The organism is Aquimarina rhabdastrellae (genome assembly GCA_947387485.1).
Taxonomy (GTDB): Bacteria; Bacteroidota; Bacteroidia; order Flavobacteriales; family Flavobacteriaceae; genus Aquimarina.
The window spans coordinates 930,646-944,201 of sequence record CANDNT010000001.1; the positions used below are offsets into that span (position 1 = coordinate 930,646).

11 protein-coding genes are annotated in these 13,556 nt (G+C 30.8%); 5 read left to right on the forward strand and 6 right to left on the reverse strand.

The annotated features are described in order from the left end of the window. Positions 1-28: 28 nt before the first annotated feature. Genes ACYEKI_RS03700 through ACYEKI_RS03715 form a run of 4 tightly spaced genes read right to left on the reverse strand, consistent with a single transcriptional unit; the run spans position 29 to position 5,255 of the window. Positions 29-2,050 carry a protein-disulfide reductase DsbD family protein gene (locus ACYEKI_RS03700; RefSeq protein WP_459209814.1) on the reverse strand — a complete coding sequence of 674 codons (2,022 nt, stop codon included), beginning with the start codon at positions 2,048-2,050 and terminating at the stop codon, positions 29-31. After that, on the reverse strand, positions 2,038-3,405 hold the full coding sequence (gene tilS, locus ACYEKI_RS03705; protein ID WP_459209815.1) for a tRNA lysidine(34) synthetase TilS: 1,368 nt from the start codon (positions 3,403-3,405) through the stop codon (positions 2,038-2,040). Before tilS ends, ACYEKI_RS03700 begins: the two co-directional genes overlap by 13 nt. Before the next feature lie 12 nt (positions 3,406-3,417). Beyond that, the gene (gene pabB / locus ACYEKI_RS03710) at positions 3,418-4,710 is read right to left on the reverse strand and encodes an aminodeoxychorismate synthase component I (protein WP_459209816.1); all 1,293 of its coding nucleotides are present in this window, start codon (positions 4,708-4,710) and stop codon (positions 3,418-3,420) included. Beyond that, the gene (locus ACYEKI_RS03715) at positions 4,710-5,255 is read right to left on the reverse strand and encodes an NADPH-dependent FMN reductase (protein ID WP_459209817.1); all 546 of its coding nucleotides are present in this window, start codon (positions 5,253-5,255) and stop codon (positions 4,710-4,712) included. The genes pabB and ACYEKI_RS03715 overlap by 1 nt, the downstream gene beginning before the upstream one ends. A gap of 124 nt (positions 5,256-5,379) precedes the next feature. On the opposite strand from ACYEKI_RS03715, the gene ACYEKI_RS03720 reads away from it, so the two are divergent. The 4 genes from ACYEKI_RS03720 (at position 5,380) to ACYEKI_RS03735 (ending at position 9,872) form a co-directional block, all read left to right on the forward strand. Beyond that, positions 5,380-6,738 carry a DEAD/DEAH box helicase gene (locus tag ACYEKI_RS03720; RefSeq protein ID WP_459209818.1) on the forward strand — a complete coding sequence of 453 codons (1,359 nt, stop codon included), beginning with the start codon at positions 5,380-5,382 and terminating at the stop codon, positions 6,736-6,738. A 146-nt stretch (positions 6,739-6,884) separates the two neighbouring features. Beyond that, entirely contained in the window at positions 6,885-7,076 is a 192-nt protein-coding gene (locus tag ACYEKI_RS03725) for a cold-shock protein (protein ID WP_459209819.1), read from the forward strand. 144 nt (positions 7,077-7,220) lie between these two features. Then, positions 7,221-8,096 carry an aldose 1-epimerase family protein gene (locus tag ACYEKI_RS03730; RefSeq protein WP_459209820.1) on the forward strand — a complete coding sequence of 292 codons (876 nt, stop codon included), beginning with the start codon at positions 7,221-7,223 and terminating at the stop codon, positions 8,094-8,096. A gap of 9 nt (positions 8,097-8,105) precedes the next feature. After that, on the forward strand, positions 8,106-9,872 hold the full coding sequence (locus ACYEKI_RS03735; RefSeq protein ID WP_459209821.1) for an ABC transporter ATP-binding protein: 1,767 nt from the start codon (positions 8,106-8,108) through the stop codon (positions 9,870-9,872). A 1,502-nt stretch (positions 9,873-11,374) separates the two neighbouring features. Here the strand turns inward: ACYEKI_RS03735 and ACYEKI_RS03740 are convergent. Beyond that, positions 11,375-11,545, reverse strand: coding sequence for a hypothetical protein (locus ACYEKI_RS03740; protein ID WP_459209822.1), 171 nt, complete (start codon positions 11,543-11,545; stop codon positions 11,375-11,377). A gap of 184 nt (positions 11,546-11,729) precedes the next feature. Here ACYEKI_RS03740 and fumC point away from each other — a divergent pair, with 184 nt between their 5' ends. Then, positions 11,730-13,127, forward strand: coding sequence for a class II fumarate hydratase (gene fumC / locus ACYEKI_RS03745; protein WP_459209823.1), 1,398 nt, complete (start codon positions 11,730-11,732; stop codon positions 13,125-13,127). 53 nt (positions 13,128-13,180) lie between these two features. Here fumC and ACYEKI_RS03750 read toward each other — a convergent pair whose 3' ends face one another. Then, positions 13,181-13,543, reverse strand: coding sequence for a GNAT family N-acetyltransferase (locus ACYEKI_RS03750; RefSeq protein WP_459209824.1), 363 nt, complete (start codon positions 13,541-13,543; stop codon positions 13,181-13,183). Positions 13,544-13,556 lie beyond the last annotated feature (13 nt).

Below are 13,556 nucleotides of genomic sequence, written 5' to 3' on the forward strand. Positions count from 1 at the left end.
TTCCTTACTCTTTTAACCTATTTCTTAATTATTTAAATTTATTAACTCCTTGTTTTAACCATTGATAAAACTCTTTTGCATCTGGTGTATAACCTACAGGAGATGACAAATTATTTTCATTATGATCAATCATTACATAATATGGCTGTGCATTTGCTTTATATTTCTTGATCTGAAAATCACTCCATTTATTTCCTATAGTTTTTACTTTTCTTCCTGTAGTTTCAGAAATATATTGTTCTGATTCTGGTAATTCTTCTTTATAATCCACATATAAAGAAATTAAAACTACATCATTTTTTAATAGTTGTAATACCTTATCTTCTACCCATACATTTTCTTCCATTTTACGACAGTTTACACAAGCAAATCCTGTAAAATCAATTAACGCAGGTTTTCCTACTTTTTTTGCATAGGTTAATCCTTGTTGATAATCTGTAAATGCTACGATATTATGTTCTGCATATTTAGCTCCTTCTGGTAGAGCTTCTTTTGATACTGGATACGAAACACCTATTCCTTGAGGAGATTCACTATAACTTAATGGTGGTGGAAATCCACTTATTAATTTTAATGGGGCACCCCATAATCCTGGAATTAAATAAATTGTAAAAACAAATGTTACTATAGCCATAAATAATCTACCTACACTAATCTTTTCTATTGGTGAATCATGTGGTAAACGTATTTTTCCTAATAAATAAAATCCTAATATACCAAATACTGCAATCCATATTGCCAAAAACATTTCTCGTTCTAGCCAGTGTAATTGTAATACTAAATCTGCATTTGATAAGAATTTAAATGCAAATGCTAACTCTAAGAATCCCAATACTACTTTTACTGTATTTAACCATCCTCCACTTTTAGGCAACGAATTCATCCATCCTGGAAACATTGCAAAAAGCATAAATGGAATAGCTAAGGCTAAAGAAAATCCTAGCATTCCCATAATAGGGGCTATACCTCCTTTTGATGTTGCTTCTACTAGTAAAGTACCTACTATAGGTCCTGTACAACTAAAAGATACTATAGCTAACGCTAGTGCCATAAAAAAGATCCCTATAATACCTCCTCTATCTGCTTGTCTGTCTACTTTATTTGCCCAAGAATTAGGTAACATAATCTCAAATGCTCCTAAAAATGATGCTGCAAAAACAATCAATAGAACAAAGAAAATAAGATTGAATCCTACAGAAGTTGATAATTCATTTAAATATTCTGCTCCAAAAATCCTTGTTACTATTCCTCCTAGTACTACATAGATTAATATAATAAAGAATCCATATAAAAATGCATTGCGAATTCCTACTGCTCTATTTTTGCTCTGTTTTGTAAAGAAACTCACTGTCATTGGTATCATTGGGAATACACATGGTGTCAATAAAGCTGCAAATCCAGAGAAAAATGCTATAATAAATATCGTCCAGATTCCTTTTTGTTGCTCAGGAGTCTCAGTCGAATTACTTTCGGATATAATATTATCTTCCTGTACAGGGAAGTTATCTGTTTCTATTATTTTTATTTGTTCTGTTTCTTCCTTCTTTCCTTCAAAAACAGCAGCATCTACAACGCTTCCCGTCTTCTTTTCTAAATCAAAAATAAAATAAGCTACTTCACTTAAACAAACTTCTTTACAAACTTGATACTCCATTTCAACTTTAATCTGCGTTGTTTGAGCATCTGTTAATTTTACTTTTTGTTTGATTATTGCTTCGTGAACAAAATAGGTCTCATCTAATTCAAAAGTGTCATTATAACTTGTTTTTGTTTTACTTTCTATAGCTTTTCCTACTAATGTATAAAGGCTATCTTTTGCAGTAAACCCAAGAGATAATGGTATCGGAGCTATCGCATCTTCTGGATATTCATGCATAGAATACACATGCCATTCGTCTTCTATTTCTCCCTTAAAAGTTACTATATATGTTTCCTCATCTTCTTGAGTTAATGATGCACTCCATTCAACGGGATTAAATATTTGTGCATTTCCTAAAAACGATACACATAAAATTGTTATTATAGTAACATAATATTTTATTCGATCCATATGATTCGTAATATATGTTTGGTTTGGGTTGTTATTTTATATCTATTATCTGCTCTATGACCTATCACCCATATGATTTGGTCTTTATCACATAACAATTGTACATTTTCTTTGGCTATCAAGGATAATTTTTCGTCTTTAAAAAACTTACTCAATTTCTTTTTTCCTTGCATTCCAAGAGGATAAAAATAGTCACCATTATTCCATTTCCTTACACTTAATGATGATTTTAACTTATCTTTATCAATATAGATCGTATTTTTATTTTTTACATCAATCTCCTCGACCTCTTCTATTTTTAATAGCCCTCTTTCTAAGCTTACTTCTTTTTTATTAAGCTCAATTTCAAGTGCTTTTTCTTTTTTACTTTCATTACTCAGAGGCATTAGTAATAATACCGCTCTATCTTTAAGTAATCTATGGCTTGCAGAAAAAATTTGTTTCCCAGATTGGGCTTTAATCAAATTTTCTATTTCTATCCAAGAAGTAAATCCATAATCTTTAAAAACAAAATACAGGTCTCCTTCACTTATATCATATTCTTTTAAAGCTTTAAGCGAAATTGTATATACATTAGATTTTTCTTCTGCTTTTTTAAATATTTCTGCTTTAATACGAGCTAATTGTTTCTCTGTAAATGCCGCGTATTGCTGTAAATGCTGTATGGTTTTATTGAAGTTTTGAAGTGTATTCTGGTTTATTGTTTTAAACTCAGGAATTACGTTATGTCTAAGTTTATTTCGCACATACTTAGTAACACTATTACTACTATCTTCTCTCCAATGTATCTCTTTTTCTAATGCAAACTGTTCAATATCTACTCTAGAAAAAGGTAATAATGGTCTTATATATTTCTTATTAACTTGAGGTATTCCTGTAAGTCCTTCTATACCTGTTCCTCTAGATAAATTGATCAAAAATGTTTCTAGATTATCATCTGCGTGATGCGCAGTGAATACATACATATAGTTATTTTGTATAGCTAATTGTTCAAACCAATTATATCGTAATGCTCTTGCAGCCATCTGTATTGATAGCTGTTCTTCTTGAGCATATTTTTCTGTATCAAATGTAATGGAATGATACGGTATTTGATATTGTTTTGCATATGCTTTTACAAATGTTTCATCTCCATCACTTTCTTTATTTCTTAATTTAAAATTACAGTGTGCTAGTGCTATGTCTAATTTTATACTCTGGCATAAATGAGTTAACACCATACTATCTATACCTCCACTACATGCTATCAAAAGTTTTTCTTCCTTCAAAAAAGGAAGTTCTTTTGCTATATGTGTTTCAAATGCTGTTTCTAATTTAGCTTGAGGTATCTCCATTGCATCTACACTTAATCTCAAATATAAACTTTTCTAGTTTTCTAATGCTTCTCGCATTGCTTTTGCTTTTAACAAGCATTCTTCGTATTCTTTTTCGGGAATAGATTTTGCTGTTATAGCTCCTCCTACAGAAAAAGATACATATTTTTTATTTTCATTATATAAAATACTCCTTATAACCACATTAAAATCAAAATCATTATTAGGAGTAAAATACCCTATAGCGCCACTGTATATGCTTCGTTTTGTCTCTTCTACATCTTCAATAATTTCCATTGCCGAGATCTTTGGTGCTCCTGTCATACTTCCCATTGGAAATGTTGTTTTAATAATTTCTACAGGCTTCACATTCGAATCCACAGTTGAAGTTACTGTTGAAATCATTTGGTGCACTTGATCAAAAGTATAGATCTTACATAATTCTTCTACAGTTACACTACCTTTTGTTGCTGTTTTTGAAAGGTCATTTCGCACTAAGTCAACAATCATAATATTTTCTGATCTTTCTTTTGGATCTTTTTCTAACTGAAACTTTATAGCATTATCTTCTTCTATATTAGCTGCCCTTTTTGCTGTACCTTTTATAGGTTGAGATACAATCTTATTTCCTTCTTTTTTGATATAGCGTTCTGGTGATGCAGACAAAATATACAGTTCGTCTAATCGCACAAAACTTGCAAACGGTGGTCTCGATATCGCATTTAGATGTTTATATGTTGCTAATGGATTAATAGCGGAACCTTCTGCATAAAATTCCTGACAAAAATTTGCTTCATAAATATCTCCTCTATGGATATGTTCTAATACCTTATTTATTTTTTGATAATACACATCTTTTGTAAGGCTTAACTTTATCTTTATACGCTCTGTAGGTGTAAGCTTTCTAGTACAATCTATAGTTGTGATTTCTTGAAAATCTATTTCAATTTCATCTGCTACCATATTGAGATACTGAACTTCCAACTCATTCTCTTTTAAAAGAAATATTTTTTTAGGTTGAAAAAAATACAGTTCTGGAAACGCTAATCCATCTTTATTTTTTGAAACTAAAGCTTCTACATCATTTTTAAGATCATATGATAAGTATCCAAAAATCCAATCGGCAGTAGTTTCTTGATATTCGGCAAGCTTTTCAAAAGCTTGTTTTTCATCTGTTTTAATAGCTGTAAAAGCTTCAACTGCTAGAATAGCATCATAACTTGAATAATGTTGCTGATAATCATTGGAATCTAACCATACAACTTCTTCAAATTGCTGTGCCCATTGTACTAGTTGCTCTTTAAAAGCTACTGGAGTATTTATATTAAATTTTCTGGTGCTTCGCACTAATCAATCTGAATTTGATGAGAAAATGTTTCTATTACTTCTTTTAATCCCATAGCCAAAACTTCATTTTCTACATTATTATTTTCTGCAGAGAAATTCTCGTAAAATAAAGGAAAACTAAAACTTTGTAGTATTTCTCCACCAAATCTTGGTAAAACCATTTTTCCATAATCCAAAGCCATGATACCTCCTCTCTTTCCTGGAGAAGTACTCATTAATAAAATTTTCTTTCCTTTTAAAAAGTTACGATCCACTCTCGATAACCAATCTAATACATTTTTAAAAAATGCACTAAAACTTCCGTTATGCTCGTTAACAGAGATGATTAAAGCATCTACTTCTGATATTTCATGCTTTAGTCCCAATAACATCCCACTAAATCCTTTTTGTTCCTCATCTTCGCTATACATGGGGATAGGATAGTTAACTAGCTTCATCACTTTTACTTTGAACTCTTCTCTAAATTGTGATGCAACATAATTCACAAACTGGTGATTTATAGAATTGCTACTATTAGAGCCTGCAAAAGCAAGAATCTTTTTCATACAATTACACTTATAAGTTGTTTAATTTTTAATAAATCTAGGGTCTTTTCGGCGTCAAATGTAATTAAAATGGAAACAGTCACAAAATAAGGCTAACTTTGCGACTGATAAAAACTATACAAAAGTGACATTTCAAGATTTAAACTTAAGTACACCTTTATATAACGCCTTAGAAGATTTAGGTTTTAAACAACCTACTCCTATTCAAGAAAAAGCATTTCCTGTAGTCATGTCAGGGAGTGATATTGTAGGTATAGCTCAAACTGGTACAGGTAAAACCTATGCTTATATGCTACCCATATTAAGATCTCTTAAATTTTCTACACAATTAAATCCTAGAGTACTTATTCTAGTTCCTACTAGAGAATTAGTAGTTCAGGTTGTTGATGAAATCGAAAAACTAGCTACTTATATTAATGTTAGAGTCACTGGAGTATATGGTGGTACTAATATCAATACTCAAAAAAAGGCTGTTGCTCAAGGATTAGATATTATAGTGGCAACTCCTGGTCGTTTATACGATCTAGCTGTAAGTAGAGCTTTACAGCTAAAATCAATTCAGAAATTGGTAATTGACGAAGTTGATGTAATGTTGGATTTAGGTTTTAGACATCAATTGATAAATATTTTTGATATTCTTCCTCAACAACGACAAAACATTATGTTTTCGGCTACTATGACTGCTGATGTTGAGGCTATGATTACTGATACATTTAAAAATCCAAAACGTATTTCTGTTGCGGCAAGCGGAACTCCTTTAGACAATATTAAACAAGCGGGATATAAGGTTCCTAATTTTTATACTAAAGTAAATCTATTAATACATTTATTACAAGACGCCGAAGTTTATCATAAAACGTTAATATTTGTTAGTAATAAACGAATGGCAGATCGTCTTTTTGAAGCTTTAGAGCAACAATTTCCTGACGAATGTTGTGTAATTCACTCTAATAAAACACAAAATTATCGTTTGCGTAGCATTCGTCAATTTGAAGAGGGTGATAATCGTATTCTTATTGCTACCGATGTTATGGCAAGGGGACTTGATATAGATAGTGTTAGTCAAGTAATCAATATGGATACTCCTGCATATCCAGAAAATTATATGCATAGAATAGGTAGAACAGGTCGTGCAGAAAAAGAAGGTAGCACTCTTGTATTTACTACTACTAAAGAAGAAGCATTTTTAGAAAATATTGAACAACTTATGGACATGTCTATTCCTCAAATAGCTTTTCCAGAAGAGGTAGAAGTTTCTCAAGAACTCACTCCAGAAGAACGCCCAAAAATTAAGGAAATCAATAATCCTTTAAAGCGAAACAAAAACGACGAGGATGCACCTGGAGCTGCTTTTCATGAAAAAAGCAAAAAGAACCAGAAGACAAATCAAGGAGGTTCTTATCGAAGAAAAATAGAGCAGAAATATAAAAAACCTAAAACAAGAGGTGACAAACATCAAAACAACAAAAAGAAAAGACGTTAATTTTTTCTAGTCTTATGTCTAATCACTATAATTAATGCATTATAGCTATTTTTATATAGTATTTTATTTTATTTCTTAATTATTTAGTCATAAAATAGCATTCCACATAAATAAGTGTTAGTTTTGAACAATTATTAAAATAACAGATGAAAAACGGAACGGTAAAATTTTTCAACGATTCTAAAGGATTTGGTTTCATAGTCGAAGATGGAACAAGAAATGAGTATTTTGTGCACATCTCTGGTTTAATCGATGAAGTGCAACAAAACGATGCAGTAGAATTTGAATTAAAAGAAGGTAAAAAAGGATTAAATGCAGTAAACGTTAGAGTTATCTAATTTTATTGAATAATATTTTTTTATGAAAAAGCCCTATTCAAGATGAATAGGGCTTTTTACTTTTTCTATTTTCTCATTAACTTTCAGAATTAATCTTCTATTTTTGATGTTCTTTTTCTAAGTTGTTTCAATTCTATTTTACTTATGATCCATACTATTCAAAATGATTTTTTAAAAGTACAGGTAAAATCAATAGGAGCCGAACTATGTAGTATAATTAACCTTGAATCGAATCAAGAATATATATGGCAAGCTCATCCTGACATCTGGGCTAATCATGCTCCTAATTTATTTCCTATTGTAGGTGCTTTAAAAAACAATACATACCTATTTGATAATAAAGAATATTCATTACCAAAACACGGTTTTATACGATACAATTCTGATATCTCTTTATCTTCAAAGACATCTAATTCGCTATGTTTTTCGTTATTGTATTCTAATAAGACCTTAGAACAATATCCTTTTAAATTTGAATATAAAATCACGTATACACTTATAGGTAAAACATTGGCCATTAAACAAGATGTAATCAATCTAGATACACAAACATTATTATACTCTTTGGGTGGACATCCAGCATTTAATTGTCCTCTAACTCCAGAAGAAGTTTATGACGATTATTATCTAGCTTTTGAACATAACGAAACATTAGATACTATTCTATTAAGTGATGCAGGTTTATTATCAAATGATCATAAACGAGTTTTAACACAAAGTAATCAATTACCTCTACATAACGCATTGTTTAATAATGATGCCTTAATATTTGATACGCTATCGTCAAGAAAGATTGATTTGATAAGTAAAAAATCTGGTAAGGTATTATCTATGAACTTTGAAGATTTTTCGTTTTTAGGTTTATGGGCAAAACCTAATGCTCCTTATATATGTATTGAACCATGGTTAGGAATAGCTGATCATGAAGAACACAATCAAAATTTAAATGATAAAAAAGGAATTTTAACTTTACCTCCCAAAACATCATCTGCTGCAACCTATAGTATAACCATTTCTTAACCCCTATTCATGAGATCATTTCAAGATACTACCAACGATACTCCTAAAAAGAAAGTATCTCTTAAACACGCTTTTAAAACCATTATTTGGCCTAGAAAAGGACTCGTAATGATTGGCTTATTATTAATCGTGATTAGTAAAACTGCTGGTTTAGTCCTACCTATATCTTCAAAATACCTTCTGGATGATGTTGTAATCAATAAGGATTATACCATGCTTAAAAATTTATTATTTATTGTTATTGGAGCTATTAGTGTACAAGCTATTACATCCTTTTTACTAACTAAAATTTTAAGTGTACAAGCGCAATACCTTATTTCTGAACTTAGAGTCGAAGTCCAAAAAAAAGTACTCTCTTTACCCATAAGTTTCTTCGATAATAATAAAGCTGGAGGTCTAGTATCTCGTATCATGAGTGATGTTGAAGGTGTTCGCAACTTAATTGGTACTGGATTAGTACAACTTGTAGGAGGTACTGTTACTGCTATTGCATCACTTGTTCTATTATTAAGAATAAGTACATCTATGACTTTATTTGTCTTGGTCCCTGTTAGTATTTTTGCTCTTGTAGCTATGAAGGCTTTTAAATTTATTCGTCCTATTTTTAGAAATCGCGGAAAAATTAATGCTGAAGTAAAAGGTAGACTTACCGAAACTATTAACGGAATACGAGTAATTAAAGGATTTAATGCAGAATCTCAAGAAAATAGTTTATTTGAAGAAGGTGCTGATCGTTTATTTCAAAACGTCAAGAAAAGTCTAACCGCTAATGCTCTAATCATGAGCTCTTCTACCTTCTTATTAGGTTTAGCTACTGTAGGTATTATGGGAATTGGTGGTTATTATATGATAGACGAATCTCTAACTTCTGGTCAATTCCTAGAATTCACTATGCTTCTTGGTTTTATGATTGCTCCTATAGTACAAATGAGTAACATAGGAACACAACTTACAGAAGCTTTGGCAGGATTAGATCGTACTCAAGAACTTATGGCGATGACTCCAGAAAATGAGCTTGGAGATCGTACTATAGCATTAAATAATATTAAAGGTGATATCTCTTTTAACAATATCTCGTTTGCTTATGAGGACGATAAAAACGTACTCCATGGTATAAGTTTTAACGCTCCTTCTGGATCCGTTACAGCTTTAGTAGGTAGCTCTGGTTCTGGTAAATCTACCATCGCTAGTCTGGTAGCTACATTTTTGACCCCTAATCAAGGAGAAATAACTATTGATGGTGTTAATTTGGCCGAAGTAAAATTAAATAGCTACAGACAATTTTTAGGGTTGGTTTTACAAGATGAATTTTTATTTGAAGGAACTATTCGAGAAAATATTATGTTCTCAAAACCTGACGCTACAGTACAAGAGTTAGAAAATGCTATTACAGCAGCATATGTTAACGAATTTACAGATCGCTTTGAAAAAGGTTTAGACACGTTGATAGGTGAACGAGGTGTTAAACTTTCTGGAGGACAACGTCAACGTATAGCTATAGCAAGAGCTATATTAGCAAATCCTAAAGTATTAATACTTGATGAGGCAACTTCTAATCTAGATACAGAAAGTGAAGCTTTAATCCAAAAAAGTCTTAATGAACTTATTAAAGGTAGAACAACATTTGTTATTGCTCATCGCCTAAGCACCATTAAAAAAGCTGATCAAATTCTAGTAATTGAAAATGGTCATATTGTAGAACAGGGAAATCATGATTCACTCATCAAAACACAAGGTAGATATCATGATCTCTATACATATCAAGCACGAATTTAAACTTTTCGTGATCATCATAACAGCGCTATATAAAAAACATTTTTCTCATCTTTTTAACAAACAAACAAAACATTGCTCATTATTTTAGTTTTTTAATTGAATTATTCTTTAAAAAAACAAGATAAAAAGATGGATAATTGAGAATCATTCAATGGTTAAACCGTAAATTATATTTTCGTTAACGTTTTTTAAGTTTTTTTTAACATAAAATATGGTCATACCGTAAAAATCATGAGGTTAAAACAAACCGAAAATCTGTAAAAACATCTTAATATTGGAGTAGCTAAATTTTTAATTACACAATCAATACATTTTAAATTTAGAGGGCATCAATAAAGTTAAAATTAAACAGTATACTTTAATGGGGGTTATAGTTTCTGTTTACTTGATGAATTTATCTAGAAGAAAAACATTGTTTTTCTTTAACAATACTCATCAATTGGGTATTCCCAAAAATTTAACTTTTAAAAAAAAGCCTTGGAAAGCAATTTCCAAGGTTTTTTCTTTGGCGTTATTCTGTCATTAATCCTTTTTCAATACGTATTAAAACGGGTCAAAAACAAAATGGATCAAGAACAATTGTTGTGTTTTTGTATAAGTAACGAGTGATTAGCGATGAGAGATGAGTGGGATTGAATCTAAAATTTAAAAGTTTTTTTGTTGTGGAGTTTGATTAGTTAGGTAGTTTTTGGGTACTGTCACTTCGACTGTGCTAGTGAACAGACAAGCCTTGTGATAAGTATAAATCTAAAATCAAAACTCGTTAATCTACATTCGATATTCATTAAATATCAATCGGCCTATCGAAAGTATAGCGTAAAATTTGCAATGAGAGAAGCGTTAAAAACTTTGGACTGTTTGAGCGCAAACGAGTTTGTCTTAAGTTTAGCTTCCGAATAATAAATTTAGCTATGGTTTCGTAAGCCTAGACTTTTTTGATTCTTTTTTGGGCGATGCAAAAAAGAATAAGCTTAATAAAGCTAAAATGTTTTTTTTAAGTAATAAATAATAATAAATTGGTTAGTTTTGAGTGAAATTCGTTACTTCGACTCCACGATCAAATTAATCTAAAATCAACTATCGTTAATCTTAACTATATATTCGACATTCATTATTATATTTTAATTCACCCACAACTTTTGAGACTGATCCATTATATTTTCTTATTACATCGTTTACTACGAATCAAGAGCAATTGTTGTTTTTTTATAAATGAAAAGTTATTATCAAAAAGGTATAAATTGAATTGAGTCCAAAACATAAAAAAGATTCTCAACATAAACTATATAACTATAGACTACAGAAAGCTATTTTTCTGACTATCTAAAATTTCTATATTCAATGTTGGATATTCGTTATTCGACATTCTTTTATAGGTCTATCGAGAGCATAGTCTAAAATTAATTAGCTTAGGAATGAAATATAAAACCAACAAGCATAGAAAATAAAAAAGGGAATCTAAATTAGATTCCCTCTCATATATATCTTAGTAAAAAGAACTTTTATTCGTTTTCTTTACGTTTTGCTTCTCTTTTTAATTTGAAATTTTCAATCAAAGCTCCTCCAATCCAGTAAGGAATTACAAAAGTTGCTAAGAAAATCAATAACCAAAATCCTATAGTAAGGATAGTTAAGAATGCTAAAAATCCTAAATACTGATCAAATTCAAACATAATATGCGTTAATTAATATTTTTTGCCAAAGATAGCAACTCTTAACAATATCTCATAACATAATTATAATATTTTTCATTCTTTATCTATAGTTAAATTAACTGCTAAAGAATTCATAAAAAAAGTCATCTATAGCTACATAAATTCTTAAATTTGTTCTTCGAAAAAAATAAATTATCCAATTATGGAATTCAGAATAGAAAAGGACACTATGGGTGAAGTGCAAGTTCCAGCTGATAAGCTTTGGGGAGCACAAACCGAACGTTCTAGAAACAATTTTAAAATAGGCGCTCCAGCTTCTATGCCATTAGAGATTGTATATGGTTTTGCTTATTTAAAAAAGGCTGCTGCTTACACTAACTGTGAACTTGGAGCTCTTCCTATTGAAAAAAGAGATTTAATTGCTCGAGTTTGTGATGAAATCTTAGAAGGAAAGCACGATGATCAATTTCCATTAGTGATATGGCAAACAGGATCTGGTACTCAAAGTAATATGAATGTCAATGAGGTTATCGCTAACCGCGCTCATCAATTGGCAGGTAATGTAATTGGTGAAGGTGAAAAAACTTTGTTACCTAATGATGATGTAAATAAATCTCAATCATCAAATGATACTTTTCCTACAGGAATGCATATTGCTGCTTACAAAAAAATTGTAGAAGTGACTATTCCAGGAATTACACAATTGCGTAACACTCTAGATAAAAAAGCAAAAGAATTTAAAAATGTAGTTAAGATTGGTCGTACGCATTTTATGGATGCTACTCCGCTTACTATAGGTCAAGAATTATCTGGATATGTTTCTCAATTAGATCATGGATTAAAAGCTCTTGAAAATACGTTAACTCATTTAAAGGAATTAGCTTTAGGGGGAACAGCCGTAGGAACTGGTCTTAATACTCCTAAAGGATATGCAAAACGCGTATCAGAATTTATCGCTGATTTTACTGGGCTTCCTTTTATCACTGCAGAAAATAAATTTGAAGCACTTGCCGCACACGATGCTTTTGTTGAAACTCATGGTGCATTAAAAACAATCGCTGTTTCTTTAAATAAAATAGGAAACGATATTCGTATGTTAGCATCTGGACCTCGTAGTGGTATTGGTGAACTTATCATTCCTGCTAATGAACCTGGTAGTTCTATTATGCCTGGAAAAGTAAACCCAACACAATGTGAAGCACTAACAATGGTTTGTGCTCAAGTAATGGGTAACGATGTTGCTATTAACGTAGGTGGAATGCAAGGACATTTTGAATTGAACGTATTTAAACCTGTTATGGCTTCTAATCTATTAGAAAGTGCTCAATTAATAGGTGATGCTTGTGTTTCTTTTGATGTTCACTGTGCTTCTGGAATTGTACCTAACCAACAACGTATTACTGAATTATTAAATAACTCTTTAATGCTTGTTACTGCTTTAAATACAAAAATAGGATATTATAAAGCTGCTGAGATTGCAAATACTGCACATCAAAATGGTACTACACTAAAACACGAAGCAATTGCCCTTGGTTATGTTACCGAAGAAGAGTTTGACGAATGGGTTAAACCTGAAGATATGGTAGGTAGTTTAAAATAAACTATCCTCTTACTAAAAAAAACAGCGTGTTTAAAATAAACACGCTGTTTTTTTTATGGTTTCCATTTCATTAAAAACTCTATGTCATCTTCTCCTATTATCTCAAAACCATTACGCTCGTATAAATTTCTTGCTGGATTATTTTTTAATACTTTTAGTACTAACATTTTCTTTTTACTTAATGTTACTTCTTTTAAATAATCAAGCACTTTCTTTCCTATTCCTCTTAGCTGATAATCTGGTAAAATCTGAAATTGCACTAATTCAACCTCATCATCATTTTCTATGTACTTTATCATCCCTATCTTTTGGTTTTCTATTACCAAAACATAGGTATCACTAAAATACTTATCTATGCGTGCGCTATGTTCTTCTTCAGTTAAAAAAATATTTGCTGCTTCTAACAGCGATTCCATTGTTTGTTTTCTT